Here is a 17,624-nt window from a genome sequence, read left to right as displayed (position 1 = left end):
GAAAGGGCGAGTTTTATTTTTTCCGCGGATTCAAGAGAGATTCGAAGACCAATCGCCAAATCGTTAGTAACGTTTCTTGCACCAACGGGTAAAACGCTGCTGTGAACTGGCGCGCCGTCTGTAAAGACGGTCACGTCTGTTGTTCCACCGCCAAAGTCGACAAGTATGACTCCTAATTCTTTCTCGGTGTCGGTAAGTACCGAATAAGAAGATGCGATTCCGGAAAAAACGAGGCCTTCGACGTCTATTCCGACTTGGCCGATGCATTTGACGATATTTCGAAGTGCGGTTGCCGCGCCCGTTACGATGTGAGTTTCGACTTCCAATCTTACTCCGGTCATGCCGACAGGGTCTTTGATACCGGCTTGAGAATCGACAATGAAGTTTCTTGGAATAACGTGGAGAATGTCCTTGGTCGAAGGAAGCGAGATCGCGCGGGCGGCTTCGACTACTCTTAAGACGTCTTCCTGGGTTATTTCTCCGTTTTGATTACCAACAGCAACAACTCCTTTGGAATTTTGAGATTCGATGTGTGTCCCATCGACAGAAACAAATGCGGTACCGACCGAATAGCCAGCCATTCTCTCCGCGGCTTCGAGAGACTGCGTGATGCTGCTGACAGCTTCGTCTATGTCTACGACTTGGCCTTTTCGCAAACCCTTGCTTGGACTTGTTGCAACTCCAATGATGTTGATCGCCAACTCTTCCTGCACGACGCCGATTAAGGTGGTTACTTTTGAAGAGCCGACGTCGATGCCGACTACTACTTTATCTTTAGTCATAAATGAGCTTCAATTTTCCATTTGCCATTGATTTTCTAATTTGCAAATTGATTATTAATTAAATGGAAATTGGAAATTGGAAAATGGTAGATACTTAAAGTTGATGTATTCATTGACGATAAGTTATTACTGGTTTATCGAAGCGTAAGTCAATTTTAGCAATTTTATCGCCCTTTATTCTAGCCTTAGCCAAGACTTGCTGTAAAGAGTCAACCTGCTCGCCTGCAGGCTTTTTTGTGGAGAAAATTACCATTGTTTGACCTGCGTCGTAAGCCGCGATTTCATTTTGGTCGATGACTCTTAAATTCTGCATGTCAAAGTCGCTTTTTTGAAGGAATTTTGCAAGAGCGGCCGCGGTTAAAACCGTTTCGTCTTGGGTTTTTGCACCTGGCGCGAGCGCCGCTTTTGAGGCGACAAAGAGCGTGGGCAGATTGTTTGCTGCGCCTTCTGTGACGAGCCCAAGTTCGTCGATTTGAAGATTTGTTCCTTCGACTTTTAAGACTGCGGAGGGTGAAGTTGTTGTGATTTTAATTTTTGAGGGATATTTTTTTTCGACTTTCACTTCCGTCGCGCATGTAAACCTTTCCGCTAGAGTTTTTTCGAGAGATTTTTCTTGGACTGTAAAAACTAACTTTCCTTTAAGGTCGACGTCATCAACTTTTATACAGTTATTCGAGCTTACTTCTATACTTCGAATTAAAAAGAGCTGATAAGTAAGAAAAGAAATAACGAGGATAGAAATTAAGGTGAGGGCAGCTTTTTTAATCATAAAATTTAGGTTGCTGATTCTAAAACGTACGACGCAAATTTTTCTGTGGCGTCTTGGGGAAGCGTTTTTGAAAACTGCTGTGCTTCTTTTTGGTATTTTTCAAAGTTTTTAAAAACGTTTTTGATTTCTTCTTCCAGTTGATCTGTAGTTAAACTTTTCTGTGAAAGGATAACTGCGGAGCCCGCTTTTTCTAGGATTTTGGCATTGTGGAATTGTTCGTTGCCAGCTGCAATCGGTAGTGGAACTAAAATCGAGACTTTGCCAAGTAAGCCAAGATCCCAAACGGTGTTTGCGCCTGAACGGCTTATCACAAGATCCGCATTTTTGATGCTCGCCGCGAAATCGCTGGATCCAAGATAATCGAGTGCAAAATAATTATCCTTCTTTATTTTTTTGCTTCGGTCAAGGTCCCCTGCGAAATTTGTGGTTCCAACTTGATGAAGGAAGTTGATGTTGGACATTTTATCAACTAGTTCGAATATTATTTCGTTTAAAAAATGAGAGCCTTGGTTACCGCCCATGACAAAAATAAGCTTGCCTTCTCGACTTAAGAATTTTTCCAGATTCTTGTCGGAAGTATCACCTTTCAATTTACGGTTTAGATTACCGATAACTTCGATTTTATCTTCTTCAAAAAACTTTTTGGTTTGCAGCCAAGTGAGAAATAATTTTTGGGTGAAGATCGAGTTAATTTTAGTCGCGAGACCAGGGATGGATGCTTGTTCGTGAGAAATTATTGGAATTCCGATTAACGACCCTATAAAAACTACTGGCACGGAGAGGTAACCCCCGAACGAGACGATGACATTTGGCCTTTCCTTTAAGAGATAAAACGTGCTTTGCAAAAGGCCTATCGGGATCTTTAAGAGTGAGGGTATCGTGTACCTTGTGAATTTTCGCTGCAGTCTGCCGGTGGTAATTTCTATAAACTTTATATTTCTTTTTGATATTTGGTCGTATTCGACGGACGTTGTGCTATTCCCTTCTGTCGCGTGCTTTCTTCCAAAAAATAATATTTGGACGCCGTCGTTTTTCCCCAACGTTTCAATGAGGGCGAGCGCGGGGGTGAAGTGACCACCTGTTATTGCGATCTTTTTCATCTGGATTGCCTCCTTATATTAACTAATATGCCAATTGAAATCATTGTGATTAAAAGCGACGAACCGCCGTAGGAAATAAAGGGCAGAGGTATTCCGGTTAGTGGAACGAGCGCGACGATTGAACCCAAATTTAAAAACGTTTGGGCTGCCAGAAGAGAACAAATTCCGCCAGCGAGTATTCTTCCTTCCATGTCACGTGCTGCTTTTATAACGGAAATCCCCCTTAGAATCAAGAAAAGCATGAGGGCTATAATAACCATTGCGCCAACGAACCCGAGTTCTTCTGCAACAACAGCAAAAATCGCATCAGAGTGAACTTCGGGAATAAAGTCGAATTTGCCTCTGGAGCCTCCAATGCCAACGCCAAATACACCGCCATTTGCCAGAGAAATTAATATCTGGTTGATTTGATAAGACGAGCCTTGAGGGTCGTATGTTGGGTCGAGAAAAGTTTTGAGCCTTTCAATTCTGTACGGCTGGGTAATTACGGCAATGACTGCAGCTAGTGCAAATGGAGGGATCAGCATCAAGAAATGCCAGATCGGGCCATTCGCAATAAAGTACATCGCAGTCGAAATGGCAATAAAAATGAGTGCGGTGCCCAGATCAGGCTCCAAGATCACGAGCGCGATCATGATAAACGCTGGCAGGAACATAACGTAGGCAACATCCAGCAGTCTCATTTTGTACGCCTGGAATTTGGCAAGAATCGACGCTTGGTAGGCAATGAGGGCGAGTTTCGCAAATTCAGAAGGCTGAAAGGTAAAGCCTGCGACTGTAATCCACCTGCGTGCTCCATAAACTTTGGAACCGATGCCCGGGATCAAAACAACTATTAGAGCAACGAGCGCGAGGCCGAAGATAAAAGGGGCGTATTTGGTAATTTTGTGGTAGTCGAAAAAAGAAAAAAAGGCGAGCGCTATTGTGCCCAGGCTGGCCCAAACGAGCTGATTTTTAAAGTAATACAGCTGGTCGTTGAAATCTCTGTAGGCAGCAACTACCGAGGCGTCGTAGATCATCGCCAAACCAAAGAAAAGCAAGAAAATAACGACCGCAATAAGTGGGATGTCGATCTGGAGTCTTCTTCCAGAAAGACGCGCAGGGCTGCCTACCATGACTTAAGTTTACAACTTCTCGACTTCTTTTATGAACTGCTCGCCCCTGTCTTCGTAATTTTTAAACATATCGAAAGAAGCGCACGCGGGGGAAAGTAGAGCTATGTCGCCGCTTTCGGCGAGATTATAAGCTGCTTCTACTATTTCTTCGATGCTTTTTGGGCCTTCTTGGATTTTGCCGCCAAACGTGCCTTCCTGGGAAATCGCTTTTTTGATTGTTTCAGCTTCTGTGCCTATAAAGATTAAGGCCTTGATTGAAGGTGTGGAGAGAATTTTTTGGGCAAGGCTTTTGAAGTTTGAATTTTTGGATGAACCTCCAAGTATTAGAATTTTAGGTTCATCGAAAGCTTCAATTGCAGCAATTGTTGTTTCGGGTGTTGTCGAAAATGAATCGTTGTAATATTTAACTCCATCTACGTCTCTAATCAGTTGTAGTCTGTGCTTTAAACCCTTGAAGGATTTTAGAACGCTTGCGATATTTTCACTACTTATGCCCATTAGTTCTGCTGCCGCGCTTGCTGCGAGCGCGTTTTGAATATTGTGAGGGCCGGGGAGCAGAACTTCGTTCGCGCCTATTATTTTTCCTCTTGAAGCGGAGACTAAGTTGTTCCCCTCTAGGTAAGTTCCGTTTGTCGACTTTTTAGTCGAGAAGAAAAGAACTTTTGCTTTGGTTTTTTGGGAAAATGATTTTGATGCTTCGAAGTCGTCGTTAACAACTGCAAAGTCGCCTTCTGTCTGAAATTTAACAATCGATGTTTTAGCTTCCTGATACTCGCCTTCGTCCGTGTGCCAGTTGAGGTGTTCTGACGTGATCATTAAAACGACTGCTATGTGAGGGCTTTTAGTAAGATCCACGAGTTGGAAACTTGAGAGTTCGAGAACAACGACACTTTTTGTGGAAAGATTCTGCAGTATGTCGAGCATTGGGGTTCCGATATTGCCCGCGAGATGGACGTCTTCACCTTCGGTTTTTAACATCTCGTAAATTAATGTCGATGTTGTCCCTTTTCCTTTTGTCCCTGTGACGCCAATTATTCTGGCGGGGGACTCTTCAAAAAATATTTGTGTCGGGGATGTCAGCTGTGCTCCGTTTGCTGTCAGTTTCCGGATTGTGCTATTGTCTGGGCGAACGCCTGGAGATCTGACAATTAGGCCGAAATTTTCATTTTCGGGAAGGTCTGTTTCGGTATGGAAGCTGACGCTGTCAATGCCTTCTAAGAAATCTTGGTTAATTTCTTCTTTGGGCTTTTGGTCAACGACTGTAACTTCGTTTTTGCTTTGGAGATACCTTGCGGCCGATGCGCCTTCTTTACCCAGGCCAAAAATTAATATTTTTTTGCCAGTTGTCATAGCTTAGAAGAAAGCGAGCCAAAGGCCAAAAACCGCGAGTATCGTTTGAGCAAGCCAAAACCTGAACACAATTTTAGGTTCTTCCCACCCTTTATTCTGAAGCCACAAATGAATGGGGGCAACGTCGAATAGTTTCTTGCCTCTATATTTTTTAGAAAGAAGTTGCAGGAGTGAGGAAGTAGCTTCGACGACAAATATCCCGCCAATAATACCAAGAGCGAGGGGTTTGCCCATCAAAAGGCCAATAACGGCAAGCGTTGCTCCAAAAGAAGATGCGCCAACATCGCCGAGCCAGATTCTGGCGGGCCAAACATTGAAGTACAAAAACGCGATCAATGCGCCAATCCAAAGACCCAAAAAAGTGGAAAGTGTCGTGTCGACAATGGATGCGGACATGATCAAAAAAGCGATTAAGCTAATTAGAAGCAATCCCGAGGCAAGACCATCTAAGCCGTCTGAAATATTAACGGCGTTTGTAAAGGCGACTATTGTGAAAGCGGCAAAAGGCACATACAAAACACCAAGATCTAAGATGCCAAAAAAGGTGACGTTTAAAATATCAATACCTAGATAGCCGTAAAGCAGGATAGAAACAGCAAGCGCCAAAATTCCTTGAAGTAGAATCTTGTGGCGAAATCTCAAGCCCCAAAACTTGGACCTTTCAAAACCGAACGTTTTTCTTATATCGTCGTAAAGACCAATGAGGCCGAAAGAAATAAAAGTAAAAAGCAGAACTGTTACTTCTTTTTCGTAAGGATAAAGAGAGGTGCGCTCTATGCCAAAAAACTCGATAGACGAGACGACTAATAAATAGAGGGCAGTGACGACCAGAATGATGAGGGCACCACCCCCCATTGGGGTACCAGCTTTGTGCCTGTGGAGTTTGTCGAAAATTGGAGTTCGTGCTTCAAACATGTCTCTCGTCTTTTGGTCTTGACGCTGAAATTTAATTCTGTAAAGAAGGTTGATGAACGGAACAAGAAGAATGCTGATTGCGAAAAAGGAAATTAGAATTAAAGCAAGTATTTGCGCCATCTTTGTTTTAGGATACCACAGGAACTAGCTTAGAGTTCCGCAGTGGTAACAGTTAATTTTTGTGGACTGACGCAATAGGCCTTTTACGATTCGTTCTAAATGGGCGTGGCGGGAACCCTTGACGAGGATCACGGTTCTTGGAGTTGTAACTTCCTTGATTTTTTCGATCGCTTCTTTGGTGGTTTGGACGCTAATGATCTTACCGCCAAATCCGGCTGCTTTTGCTGCTACCCCAATTTCGTCCGCGACTTTGCCGATTGTAAATAAATAGTTAATCGTCGTTTTTGCAATTTGTCTGCCTAACTCTTCGTGCGCGCTTTTACTAATTGTGCCAAGATCTTTCATTTCTCCGAGGACGGCAATTTTGGGTTTACCCTTTGCGACCTCGACTAATGTTTCGATGGACTTGCCAGCAGCAAGAGGCGAGGAGTTATACGTGTCGTCTATTATTTTTACCCCTTTAGTAAAAACTGAATTGAGACGATGTTCCGGGGGTTTTGCTTGCGAAAGTCCTTTTGCGATTTGTTTTAAGGTTACACCAGTTTGGATTCCGACCGCGGCTGCGGCGTAGGCTGATGTAAGTTGGTGTTTACCCAGAATCTTCCAAGACACTGTTGCTTTTTGTCCTTGAAAATGAAGCCTGAATTTCGCGCCTTGTAGGCTTTGAGTGTAATGGGAGATTTTAACGGAATCTTTTGCGTTTTCACCAAACCACTTAACTTTCGCGTTTGTTTCGTTTGCCATCCTGGCAACGTTTGGGTCGTCTGCGTTAAGAATTGCGACGTCACTTTTGCTTAAGGCTTTAACGAGTTTAACTTTCTCGTTATAGACTCCTTCTTGTCCACCAAAGTATTTAGTGTGAGTTGGAGAAACAGAAAGAACAACTGCAATATCGGGTTTTACTATTTTTAGGTAATAGTCCATGTCGAGTGGATGCTCGACTCCATATTCAAGAATTAACTTTTGATCCCAAGGCTTGGCCTCTAAGAGAGTCTTGGGAATTCTAAATGTAGGGTCTAGGTTGTCGTTGCCTTTTCGGGTTTTAAATTTTTGGGAAAGGACTGCGTCTATGGCGTTTTGGGTGAGCGTTTTACCCACGCTGCCCGTGATTCCGATTATCTGTATGTTCGGAAGTAGGTTTAGGTATGCCTTGGCGGAATTAGCCCTGATTTTGTGTAGAGGCTTTTTCCAATTTTTAATTTCACCGTAAACGTTTGCTTTTAACATTAAGTTTTGAATTATATTCTTGTCCTGGGCATAAAGCAAACTATTATGGGTTTATACTACTTCCCTTCTTATTGAAATCGGAGATAAGTGGACGAGGAGTTCGGAGGCGCGAGTTTTGCAAATTTCTGCTGCGCTTTGAGCTGAATTTGGGCCGTTCCGGTCGTCTGAGTAGATTACTACTTCGTCCCCCACTCTGACGTTTTTAACACCAGTCACGTCAATTGTCGTTATATTCATGCTAACGATACCCACAATTGGGCACGCGTGGCCTCTTACGGTTACTATTCCCTTGTTTGACAGCCTACGGTCAATGCCGTCGAAATACCCAATGGGAAGTAGCGCGAGTTTAACGTCTTTTTGTGCTGTGAATGTCCCCGAATAGCCTACCTTGTCGCCCTTTACAAGAGGTTTAAGTTGGACAATTTGCGAAGTAAGCCTAAGAGCTGGCTTTAAATCTGGAACATAACCTGTCAGATCCATGCCGTAAAAAGAATTGCCAACCCTAGCCATATTTGTGATTTTGGAAATTCCACTCCCGAGTCTGACAACACCTTCAGACGCCGCGAGGTGTTTCCACTTTAGATTAATACCGGCTGATTCTACAACTTGAATTGCCTTTCTAAAGTTAGCTATTTGGCCTTTGGTTTGTACACCCTTTGGTTCTTCCGGGGTCGCGATGTGAGACATAAGACCAGTGATATTTACATTTTTTAATTCTTTTGCTTTCTCTACAAACTGATAGAGTTCGTCCATTGGGATGCCAAGCCTGTGCATGCCAGTGTCGACTTTTAAGTGAACTTCCGCGCCTTTTTGGTGTTTGTTGATCACTTCAAGCTGGGAAATATCGAAAACCGCGTAAGAAAATGGGAGTTTTTTGACTTTGAGGTTTTGGGGGTTGATGTAGCCCATGATTAGAATTGGCGTCTTAATTTTTGCTTTTAAAAGCTCATACGCCTCGTAGATGCTGTCGACGCAAAGCATCGGAGCACCTAATTGGTCGGCGATTTTGGCGGTTAAGACAAGACCGTGACCGTAAGCATTACTTTTAAGAACCGGCGCTAATTGAATTTCGGGCGCGAATGATTGGAGAACTTTGTAGTTATTAACTAGGGCTGTTTTTGAAACAGTGATTTTGTTGAGGGGATAATAGTTTTTGCCGAAAACGCGTTTAAAGTTTTTGAGAATCATATCTTTTTAGGGCTAACTCTATTATTTTATCAATAAGTCGTCCGTAAGTAATGCCCGCAGCTTTTGCTGCCTTGGGAAAGAGGGAAACGGGGGTTAGGCCAGGAATTGTATTGAGTTCGAGAATGTAAACTTTGTTTTCTTTTATTATGATGTCGACTCTGGCAAAATCGCGGCAGCCAAGAGCGAGATATGATTTTATAGCGGCTTCGGTTGCTTTTTCCGAAAGGATTTTTGAGATTCGGGCGGGGACGATTTCGTCTGTAAGGTTTTCCGTGTACTTTGCTTTGTAATCAAAAAAATCTCTTTTGGTAACGATTTCGACGAGCGGAAGAGCTTTTGGTTTATCGTTGCCAAGAACGGTGCATGTAATTTCGATGCCAGGTAGGTATTCTTCGACAAGGCAAACTGTATCCAGTTTGAGAGCTAAGCGGACGGATTTTTCGAGATCTTTTTTGTTGTTTACACGAAATGTACCGACGGAGGAACCTTGGCTATTGGGTTTGACGAAAACCGGTGGCTTTAGCTTTTCCCAAACAGCGTCTAGGCCGTCTCCTTTTTTGAGAACGACTGTTTTGGGGACGTTTAGTCCTTCGGCCTCAAATATTTTTCGTGACTTGAGCTTGTTCATGGCCAGGGCTGAAGCTAGTACTCCAGAGCCAGTGTAGGGAATTCCCAAAAGCTCGAGAAACCCTTGGATAGTTCCGTTTTCGCCATACGGACCATGCATCGCGATGAATATAATGTCTATTCCGTTATCTTTCAAGACGTGGTAAGAATTGTCATCCTGAACCTCTCGATTGTCACTCTGAGCGTAGCGAAGAGTCTCTAGATTCTTCGGCTTTCGCCTCAGAATGACAGAGTCTCGTTTTGAGTTAAGGAGCTTTGCGGGAGACGTGAGTTGCCATGAAGATCCATCTTTGGAAATAATTACTGGGAGAATTTCGTATTTTTTGGGATCAAGATGGCTTACAACTTCCCGACCCGACATCAAAGAGATTTCGTGTTCGGGAGATTTGCCGCCCATCAGAACAGCGACTTTAATCTTTTTTGCCATTATGTTACTCGGTGGAGCGTTTTATTTTGGCGCCAATCGCGGAAAGCCGCTCTGTAATATTTTCGTAACCTCGCTCTATTAGTTCCGCTCTGTAAATCTCGCTTTTACCATCCGCCGCGAGGGCTGCAATTACTAAAGCGACGCCTGCTCGAATATCTGGAGTGTCGAGGCGTTGAGCGCTGAGTTTTGTCGGCCCATAAACAAGGACCCTGTGAGGATCCGCAATTTCTACTTTTGCTCCCATCGAAAGAAGTTTGTCTACAAAAAACATACGCGATTCGTACATCCAATCGTGAAGAAGCGTTACACCTTCGGATTGTGTCGCGAGCACGATGGTCGGGGCCATGAGGTCTGTCGGGAAGCCTGGCCAAACGTCGGTTACTACTTTTTGCGGAGCAACAAGCTTTGATTCTTTGACGGTCATGATGTCTTCTTCTATTTTGTAATCAACGCCAAAACTGTCGAGTGTCAGAAGAATCATGTCGATGTCTTCTTTTATGATTGGCGACATTTCTAAGGTTCCTTTTGTTACCGCGCCAAGAATCGCAAAAGTACCTACTTCGATATGATCCGGTCGAATGCTGTGAGTAGCACCGCTGAGGTTTTTTGTTCCCCGTATTATTAGAACGTTTGAACCAACTCCTGTGATTTCCGCGCCCATTTTTATTAAGAACTCGCAAAGGTCAACAACGTGGGGTTCAGATGCTGCCCTTTTAATTTTGGTTTCGCCGCTTGCTGTAACCGCTGCCATAATCGCGTTTTCTGTCGCGGTTACAGACGCTTCGCTTAAGAAGATCTCTCGGCCTTTGAGTTCTTTGGAGCTTGCGACGTAAGAGTCATCTTTCTTTTCAATTCGAGCGCCCATTTCTTCGAGCGCTTGTATATGGGTGTCCAGGGAACGCCTCCCTATGATGTCACCACCAGGGTAACCCAGGGTAACCTCGCCGACCCTTGCAAGCATTGGCCCAAGAAGTAGTGCCGCTGCTCTGAGTTTTTCTGTGAGTTCCATCGGAAAACTTGTTGGTTTAATGTTCTTGCAGCTAATTGTGAGCCTTGAGGTCCCGACGCCTTCTATTTTGGCGCCAGCCAATTCCATAAGTTGAGCCATAACATTAACATCGGAAATTTCTGGAACGTTTTCAAGGACACATTCTTCTTCGGTCATGAGACACGCCGTCATAATCGGCAAGACCGAATTTTTGTTGCCTGCTATTTTTATTTTTCCGGAAAGCTTATGGCCTCCCTCGATTTCAAACTTCATTTGTCAAATCTCCAATTAAAAATATTTCTTCTTTTAAATCTAGGCCTAAAGTTTCTTTGGCTTTTGTTTTTATGAGCTTAATTAATTCTAGCACGTCAGCTGCCGTTGCTTGGTTCGTATTTAGTATGAAGTTGGCGTGGTGCTGGGAGACTTCTGCGCCACCGACTTTTGTTCCTTTGAGGCCAAGGCTGTCGATAATATAGCCTGTTGATGTAGTCAAATTTGGCGTCGCGAGCCGCATCGCGTCTTCGTTTGCAATGTTTCTAAAAATACACCCGGAACAAGCAATTCCCACCGGCTGCTCTTCGTTTCTGCGTTTTACGTTGTCCATAGCTCTTTGCCACAAGCCTTGAGGATCTTGTGACCTTTCGAGCTGGAATATCGCCTCGAGCACAATTTCTCCCGTTTCTTGAATTTTCGAGTGATCATACGAAAATTCAAAATAATCTTTTTCGCGAGTTATGACCTCTCCCGTTTTTGGATCGAAGACTGCCGCTGAAACTAGTTTGTCGCCAACAAATTCTCCCTTTTCAACTTCGTAGTGGGCATTAATTTTTAAGCCTCCTCCGACAGTTCCCGGAACAGAAAGCAAATACTCAATCCCCTCTAGGCCTTGATCGATGCTAAAGCGGGCAAGTTGGTTCATCAAAGTCCCAGAAATTGCCCAAATGTTCGCGCTTTTTACGCCGGTGCCGTTTTTGCCTATTGTCCCTTTGATATCAACTAGTTTTACTCCTTGCGCCCTGTTCTTGATGACGAGGCCGTCAAAACCTTTATCGGAAACGAGAACATTCGCGCCACCGCCGAGAACAACATATGGGATCTTGAGATCGAAAGCTGTAGTTAGGGCGAGTTTTAAGTCTTCGACGTTGGTTGCTTCGAAAAATAACCTTGCGGGCCCCCCGATTTTGAAGTATGTGTGCTGAGAAAGAGGCTCGTTTTCGCGAACCCTTAACGGCCCAAGAATTTCTTTTAATTTAGTGACGTTATCCATTTAGCTTATTCTAACAGTTCTTTAAGGGTGCAACCCTGTCATAGGTCCTTTTGGCATTTAGGATTTAAGCAAATCGTAAAGCATATACGAGTTACCCGCTCCCATGGAAAGAATGACGTCGTAAGTATTAATATCCTTCTTTATATATAGGGCAGTTTCTTCCACAGAGCCAGTAAACTTCGCTTTTGTGCCGACAGCCTCTGCGAGCTTCTTTGAAAGAACTATTTTATCACCTTTTTCCCTCGCGGCATAAACTTCGGTAATTAGGATTTCGTGGACCTTTGATTCTTTTAAACTTTTTACAAAGTCCTCAAAGAAAGTGTTAATTCTCGAAAAGGTATGAGGTTCCAAGACCAAAGTTACTTTTTTATCCGGATATTTGTCGGCCAGCGCGTCGGCGGTCGATTTAATTGTGTAAGGCTGGACGGCATAATCATCGTAAACAATTGCGTTTCCGACTCTACCCTTTTCTTCAAGTCTTCTTCCAAGTCCTTTAAAACTTTCTACTGACTTAACTGCTTGGGTAATGTTTAGACCGAGAATCTCCGCAACGGTAAGTGCCGCGTTCGCATTCTCCTTTCTAAAATCTCCAATTATAGAAAGGTTTAGATCCCCAAAATCTGTTACTTCCTCTGTACGTGCAGATGTGTAGGGAACAAGATCCTTAAATAACGTTTCGTTGGATGTAATTAAGCGCCCGCCGATTTTTATTTGTGACACGAATTTTTGATAAGCAGATACAACATCACCCTTAGATTTGAAGAAATCTGGATGGTCCCAGTTAAGATTTAAAATGACGGCGATATCCGGTTTGTAGTGTAAGAAGTTATTGTTATATTCATCGGATTCGCAGACGTAGTACTTGGACTTACCCACTCTGAAGTTTGCTCCCCACTCAATTACCTTGGCGCCGATTTCGACGGTCGGGTCAACTCCCGCGTCTGTTAGGATTTTGGCAATCATCGCGGTTGTTGTAGATTTGCCATAGGCGCCAGCGACAGTTATAACGAACTTCCCTCTCTGCAAATATTTTCCTTGAAACTCTTGCCAACTCATAACCGGAATATTTTGCTCGCGCGCCGCTTTAATTTCTTCGTTGTCGGGGTCTAATTTTTCCACCGCCGGGGAAGTGATAAGAATCCCGATATCTTTAAGGTGCTCCGGGCTGTGGCCTTTTTCTATTTTTACTTTGAGGTTTTGAGTGTATGCAGAATCCGGATTTAAATCGCAACCAGAAACATCGAAGCCGTTTTCCGCCGCGATACCGGCGACTGCCGCGGCACCGGCTCCCGCTGCTCCCATAATATGGATTTTAAGTTGATTTTTATTTGCCGCTGCTTCCAATTCTTCCGGAGTATTTATTCCGTGCCACTGCGACTGATCATCGAGCTTATAAGCGTCAACTTTTTTGTTTTGGGAAAGCGCCATACTTATTAAGTCGGTAATGTAAAGTTCGCCTGTTGCGCCTGAAGGCTCGAGTTTTCCAATGTTTTCTTGGATCCAATCTCTGTTAAAAACGTAAATGCCGTCGTTTATTTCGGTGATTTTTTTCTCTGCTTCTGTCGCGTCTTTTTCTTCGACTATCGTTTTCACCTTGCCGCCTTCTCTGACAATCCGTCCAAGACCTGTCGGCTTTTCGCTGTCTAAGGTGACGAATGTGATGTCATTTTTGTTTTCTTCGTGATCTTTTATTACTTCTGTAATTGTTGCTGGTCTGTAAAATGCGGTGTCGTCTCCATACAAGATAACCACGTTTTCTATACCCTCTCTCGTCTCTTTCAGCCCGGCGGCTGCTGCGTCTGCGGTACCTTTTGGTGATTGCTGCACGGCAAGTAAAGAAGACTGTCCTACTTCGCTTTTAATAAGTTCGTTATTTGTGGGGCTAGTGACAACGATAATTTCCTCTGGAGCTATTGCTTCGACCACCTCTAGACTTCTTATGATGATTGGCTTTTCTCCGACTTTATGCAAAACCTTGGGTGTTTCGGATTTCATCCTTTTGCCAAGACCTGCTGCCAGAATTATAACCGCAAAGTTTTTCATTTAATTTTCCTTTTTATTATTTCACTTGCAATTTCAACGTCGTCCCAAGGGAGTTCGTGGCCTCCAACACTGAAACTCTTTTCGTGGCCTTTGCCAAATATCCCAATAATGTCTCCGGGTTTTACAAGGTCAACGGCTTTCTCGATTGCTTCTTTTCTGTCTTTAACAATAAATAAATCTTTGCCCATTTTTTTATTTTTAATTCCAGCGGCAATCTCTTTGGCAATTTCTTCGGGATCTTCATCTCTTGGATCTTCTGATGTCAGAACTATGACATCGGCGATCTTGTCCGCAACTTCCCCCATAGTCTTTCGTTTCGTTCTATCTCTTTGACCTGCCGCGCCAAAAACAGCGACGAGTTTTTCTCCTTGGCTCTTAGTCGAATTAAGGTGAGTTAAGACTTTCCCTAGCGAATTCGGCGTATGGGCAAAGTCGATAAAGACTTTGAAGTCTTGTCCAAGTTTTACCTCTTGCATCCTTCCGGTCACGCCAGCGAATGTTTTAAGACTTTTGGTAACCTGCTGCTTTGATAGACCGAGCGCGATGCAAGCAGACGACGCAGCAAGCGCGTTGTGCAGGTTGTAGTCGCCAGGGACAGTAAGGCTTAGCGGTAAGTTTTTTAAATTGTAGTCACCTTTGTTTTTAAGAGAATAGGAAATCACTTTGCCGTCCGCGTTTTTTTTGACGGCATTGTACGATTTATCGTCCACGTTGAGGACGGAAAATTTTACATTTTTAAAAAGTTTCGACTTTGCGCTCACGTAATTTGGAAAGTTCTTGTGGTAGTCCATGTGTTCGCTTGTGATGTTTGTTAAAACAGCAACGGTAAAGTTAACAAAGGCAAGCCGGTTTTGGTCCAGCCCATGAGACGTTGCTTCCATAACGAAAAATTCACTGCCGGCGGACTTGGCGTTGTTGATTAACCTTTGAACATTCCAAGAAGACGGTGTTGATACATGGAAACCTGTGTCGGTATCACTACTTCCGATTTTTGCGCCAACTGAAGAGACCATAGAAACTCTCTTGCCATCTTCTTTGAGGATATGGTAAATCATATTGACGGTTGTTGTTTTTCCGTCGGTTCCCGTTACACCAATTATTACTAAATCTTTGGAAGGGAATCTAAAAAAAACCGCAGCTGTAAATGCTTGAAGTAGGTGGTAAATGTTTTTAATTTTTTGCCACATGTATTCTTGATTATACTTGACTGGGCAGTGTTTTTCTAAAAGAAAAGCCGCGCGGGCGGCTAAGTTACGAATGATCCGAAGAAGGCATTATCCCATGAACTATGGGTTAATGTCAAAGACTTCGGACCAGTAGACAAGTCAACCTCAGCTGATCCCCTTTTGGCAGATGTCTTCCTTTAGCGCTAACGACTCAAAACTGAGACTAATAGCCACTAGAATAGCCCAAACAGGACCCTTAAGGTACCTGGTCAATGGACTCAATTTTTCGTCTTAAGTATCAATAGGAAATGCTAATTTTGAGTTAAAAAACCAAACTCTACGCGGCAGGGCGGGGCTTAATTTAAATTTAGCACTACTTATAGTTCTAATGCAATAAGCAAAACTTCTCTACGAGTAAGCAAAACTTGCGATCCTTGTCTTCGACTGCGGGTCTAAAGCAAAATTAAGCGTTAATTATTTTTACTTGAAGATGACTCTAGCTTTTTGAGGATAAGTTTCGGAAGAAGCTTTGTACGTCACTGCGGAGTTTCGCTACTGTCATTTTTCTCTTTGCAAATTTGAAAAGGAAAATAATTTCTAAGATTCCGAGAGTGTTTAAAATCAGCATCGCGATAAACCAATATTTTTGGCCGAGATTTGCAGCGTGCCAAAGTGCAACTCCTTTCCAAAACATTGACCAAAGTGTAATTAGGAGAAAAAGTAAACCGGTTGCCGGAGACAAGTGAGTGTAACTGTTAAAAATTAAATCCATTTGATTTTGATTGTATCATTGTGAAGATGCAATTCCCAAATAGTTAAATACTTCTCCCGCGATTTTGAAAAATGTTGGCGCTGCAGTTTCGGAACCAAATGGTGACGAGGAAGGTTCTGTAAAACGGACCAACATGACAAAGCGAGGGTCGTTCGCGGGAGCAAATCCAATAAAACTGGCAATTGTTTTGTTTGGGTCGTAGTGCCCAGAGACTGGAATTTGCGCGGTTCCAGTTTTACCAGCGATTCTATAACCTTTAGGGACAAAGGCTTTTGTTTCTCCGTTTTCAACGGCGTTGACCATCATTTCGGTAATGAGGGCGGCTGTCTTGGGAGAAATTACCTTCTTCTTGTCTTTTGGATTCACCACTTCTTCTTTGTCGCCATCTTTAATCTTAGTGACTAGAGAGGGTGCAATTAATTCTCCTCCATTGGCGATTGCAGATACTGCTTGCACCATCTGGATGGGCGTGACGGCGATTCCCTGTCCAAAAGAAGCCGTTGCGAGATCGATGGGCCTCCACTCGTCTTGGCCTCTTATATTTCCTGGTGATTCTTCCTGTAGGCCTATTCCCGTTTGAGTTCCAAATCCAAACCTTTTGATGTAGCTTGTGAATTTCTCGACGCCTAACTTTTCAGCAACAAATGTCATGCCAACGTTGTCAGAATGTTGAATTACTTCTGTCATTGTCGAATTGGGATAGTACTTTTTATTCCAAGTAGATATTTCGTAACCTGAAATTTGGCGCGGGCCAGAACAGACGTCGCATTTTGTATTTGGCTCGACGAGGGATAAATCAATAGCTGCTGCCATCGTTATCAACTTAAAGGTAGATCCAGGCTCGTAAGTATCGGCAACCGCCGGATTCTTATATAGTTTTTCGTCAAATTCGGCTCTAAGAGCAGGTTCGTAGGTCGGATAAGTTGCCATTGCAATTATTTGTCCACTTTTTGGGTCGGCGATTATTACTGTTCCGTCTTTGGCGCCATATTTTTCGGTTGCGAGTCTTAAATTGCGCTCGACGATAAACTGAATTGTTCTGTCTATACTTAGATAGAGGGAAGAGCCCTTTTCCGGCCTGATGGCGCGATAGTTTCCAACGAGGATCGGCAGTCCCATGGGGTCACTCTCCTGCCCTAACCTTCCGGGCTTGCCCCGAAGACGTCTATCATAAAATCCTTCGAGTCCAAAGTATCCTGTGTCGTTGCCGAATTTGTCAGAACCCACAAAGCCTAATAGTTGAGCAGCCATCGAAGCTTCCGGATAAAGCCTCTTTTCGTCCCTTTCAAAACCGAGGCCTTTAATAGACTTGCCTTCAATTTTCCCTTTAATGTCAAGAGAGATTTTCCTGCCGAGCTGTACCCATGACAAGCTTGTGTTTGTAAGGGACTTTTCTACTTCTTTTTCTTTTGCTTCAATTTCAGCGTCTCTTTCTTTCTTTTCGTCATCGTTTAAGTTCGCTTCACCTGTGGCGTATTTTTCAGATATCAAAAAAGGCGCGAGTTCTTTGGCTGCTTTTTGCGGATTTTCTATCTCCCGAGTCTTCGCAAAAAGTAGAAAGGCTTGTTGGTTGGCGACTATCGGGAAATTGTCGCTTGCGAATATCTGTCCTCGTTCTGCGGGAATTTCGTCTTGGCTAGTTGAAATGTTGTTTGCTTGTGCGATGTCGGAAAGGAATTGCCAATAGAAAAATCTTGCAACGATTACCGCAGCCACAAAGAAGATGACGATCTTTAAGACTCCTATTCTGTCCATTGTTACTATTTTA

Annotated in this window: 15 protein-coding genes; all 15 read right to left on the bottom strand. The window is 43.5% G+C overall.

The annotated features are described in order from the left end of the window. On the bottom strand, nucleotides 1-782 hold a 782-nt coding region (gene ftsA / locus NUV69_04720; protein MCR4324960.1), incomplete at its 3' end, for a cell division protein FtsA. A 109-nt stretch (nucleotides 783-891) separates the two neighbouring features. Further along, nucleotides 892-1,551, bottom strand: coding sequence for a hypothetical protein (locus tag NUV69_04715; GenBank protein ID MCR4324959.1), 660 nt, complete (start codon nucleotides 1,549-1,551; stop codon nucleotides 892-894). A 5-nt stretch (nucleotides 1,552-1,556) separates the two neighbouring features. Continuing rightward, a complete protein-coding gene (locus NUV69_04710; protein MCR4324958.1) occupies nucleotides 1,557-2,651 on the bottom strand; it encodes a UDP-N-acetylglucosamine--N-acetylmuramyl-(pentapeptide) pyrophosphoryl-undecaprenol N-acetylglucosamine transferase in 1,095 nt (364 codons plus the stop codon). Then, nucleotides 2,648-3,766: a putative lipid II flippase FtsW gene (ftsW, locus tag NUV69_04705; GenBank protein MCR4324957.1), complete on the bottom strand. Its 1,119-nt coding sequence runs from the start codon at nucleotides 3,764-3,766 to the stop codon at nucleotides 2,648-2,650. Before ftsW ends, NUV69_04710 begins: the two co-directional genes overlap by 4 nt. Before the next feature lie 9 nt (nucleotides 3,767-3,775). Then, nucleotides 3,776-5,116, bottom strand: a complete 1,341-nt coding sequence (gene murD / locus NUV69_04700; protein MCR4324956.1) for a UDP-N-acetylmuramoyl-L-alanine--D-glutamate ligase — start codon at nucleotides 5,114-5,116, stop codon at nucleotides 3,776-3,778. Nucleotides 5,117-5,119: 3 nt separating this feature from the next. Beyond that, a complete protein-coding gene (locus NUV69_04695; GenBank protein ID MCR4324955.1) occupies nucleotides 5,120-6,151 on the bottom strand; it encodes a phospho-N-acetylmuramoyl-pentapeptide-transferase in 1,032 nt (343 codons plus the stop codon). Between the two features lie 24 nt (nucleotides 6,152-6,175). Continuing rightward, nucleotides 6,176-7,378 (bottom strand): Mur ligase family protein, encoded by a 1,203-nt coding sequence (locus tag NUV69_04690; protein MCR4324954.1) that lies wholly within the window; start codon nucleotides 7,376-7,378, stop codon nucleotides 6,176-6,178. A 51-nt stretch (nucleotides 7,379-7,429) separates the two neighbouring features. After that, nucleotides 7,430-8,566, bottom strand: coding sequence for an alanine racemase (gene alr, locus NUV69_04685; GenBank protein ID MCR4324953.1), 1,137 nt, complete (start codon nucleotides 8,564-8,566; stop codon nucleotides 7,430-7,432). Next, nucleotides 8,547-9,620 (bottom strand): D-alanine--D-alanine ligase, encoded by a 1,074-nt coding sequence (locus NUV69_04680; GenBank protein ID MCR4324952.1) that lies wholly within the window; start codon nucleotides 9,618-9,620, stop codon nucleotides 8,547-8,549. Before NUV69_04680 ends, alr begins: the two co-directional genes overlap by 20 nt. Nucleotides 9,621-9,624: 4 nt before the next feature. After that, complete coding sequence (gene murA / locus NUV69_04675) at nucleotides 9,625-10,881, bottom strand: UDP-N-acetylglucosamine 1-carboxyvinyltransferase (GenBank protein MCR4324951.1); 1,257 nt, start codon at nucleotides 10,879-10,881, stop codon at nucleotides 9,625-9,627. Beyond that, nucleotides 10,871-11,875 (bottom strand): UDP-N-acetylmuramate dehydrogenase, encoded by a 1,005-nt coding sequence (murB, locus tag NUV69_04670; GenBank protein ID MCR4324950.1) that lies wholly within the window; start codon nucleotides 11,873-11,875, stop codon nucleotides 10,871-10,873. Before murB ends, murA begins: the two co-directional genes overlap by 11 nt. A 57-nt stretch (nucleotides 11,876-11,932) precedes the next feature. Beyond that, the gene (locus NUV69_04665; GenBank protein MCR4324949.1) at nucleotides 11,933-13,918 is read right to left on the bottom strand and encodes a sugar phosphate nucleotidyltransferase; all 1,986 of its coding nucleotides are present in this window, start codon (nucleotides 13,916-13,918) and stop codon (nucleotides 11,933-11,935) included. Beyond that, nucleotides 13,915-15,177: a UDP-N-acetylmuramoyl-L-alanyl-D-glutamate--2,6-diaminopimelate ligase gene (locus NUV69_04660; GenBank protein ID MCR4324948.1), complete on the bottom strand. Its 1,263-nt coding sequence runs from the start codon at nucleotides 15,175-15,177 to the stop codon at nucleotides 13,915-13,917. Before NUV69_04660 ends, NUV69_04665 begins: the two co-directional genes overlap by 4 nt. A gap of 403 nt (nucleotides 15,178-15,580) precedes the next feature. Then, complete coding sequence (locus tag NUV69_04655) at nucleotides 15,581-15,856, bottom strand: DUF5652 family protein (GenBank protein ID MCR4324947.1); 276 nt, start codon at nucleotides 15,854-15,856, stop codon at nucleotides 15,581-15,583. Nucleotides 15,857-15,871: 15 nt separating this feature from the next. Next, nucleotides 15,872-17,611, bottom strand: coding sequence for a penicillin-binding protein 2 (locus NUV69_04650; GenBank protein ID MCR4324946.1), 1,740 nt, complete (start codon nucleotides 17,609-17,611; stop codon nucleotides 15,872-15,874). Between the last annotated feature and the right edge of the window lie 13 nt (nucleotides 17,612-17,624).

Source organism: Candidatus Curtissbacteria bacterium (assembly GCA_024654445.1).
In the GTDB taxonomy this organism is placed as follows: domain Bacteria; phylum Patescibacteriota; class Microgenomatia; order Curtissbacterales; family GWA2-41-24; genus JANLHP01.
The sequence above is the reverse complement of the archived record's forward strand: the minus strand, read 5'-3'. Positions and strand labels throughout refer to the sequence as shown.

What these genes read in the sequence shown, in the direction of transcription:
- ftsW (MCR4324957.1), bottom strand. Translation starts at nt 3,766, where the DNA reads ATGGTAGGCAGCCCTGCGCGTCTTTCTGGAAGAAGACTCCAGATCGAC.
- NUV69_04680 (MCR4324952.1), bottom strand. Translation starts at nt 9,620, where the DNA reads ATGGCAAAAAAGATTAAAGTCGCTGTTCTGATGGGCGGCAAATCTCCC.
- NUV69_04715 (MCR4324959.1), bottom strand. Translation starts at nt 1,551, where the DNA reads ATGATTAAAAAAGCTGCCCTCACCTTAATTTCTATCCTCGTTATTTCT.
- NUV69_04690 (MCR4324954.1), bottom strand. Translation starts at nt 7,378, where the DNA reads ATGTTAAAAGCAAACGTTTACGGTGAAATTAAAAATTGGAAAAAGCCT.
- NUV69_04655 (MCR4324947.1), bottom strand. Translation starts at nt 15,856, where the DNA reads ATGGATTTAATTTTTAACAGTTACACTCACTTGTCTCCGGCAACCGGT.
- alr (MCR4324953.1), bottom strand. Translation starts at nt 8,566, where the DNA reads ATGATTCTCAAAAACTTTAAACGCGTTTTCGGCAAAAACTATTATCCC.
- NUV69_04650 (MCR4324946.1), bottom strand. Translation starts at nt 17,611, where the DNA reads ATGGACAGAATAGGAGTCTTAAAGATCGTCATCTTCTTTGTGGCTGCG.
- NUV69_04710 (MCR4324958.1), bottom strand. Translation starts at nt 2,651, where the DNA reads ATGAAAAAGATCGCAATAACAGGTGGTCACTTCACCCCCGCGCTCGCC.
- NUV69_04695 (MCR4324955.1), bottom strand. Translation starts at nt 6,151, where the DNA reads ATGGCGCAAATACTTGCTTTAATTCTAATTTCCTTTTTCGCAATCAGC.
- murA (MCR4324951.1), bottom strand. Translation starts at nt 10,881, where the DNA reads ATGAAGTTTGAAATCGAGGGAGGCCATAAGCTTTCCGGAAAAATAAAA.
- murD (MCR4324956.1), bottom strand. Translation starts at nt 5,116, where the DNA reads ATGACAACTGGCAAAAAAATATTAATTTTTGGCCTGGGTAAAGAAGGC.
- NUV69_04665 (MCR4324949.1), bottom strand. Translation starts at nt 13,918, where the DNA reads ATGAAAAACTTTGCGGTTATAATTCTGGCAGCAGGTCTTGGCAAAAGG.
- murB (MCR4324950.1), bottom strand. Translation starts at nt 11,875, where the DNA reads ATGGATAACGTCACTAAATTAAAAGAAATTCTTGGGCCGTTAAGGGTT.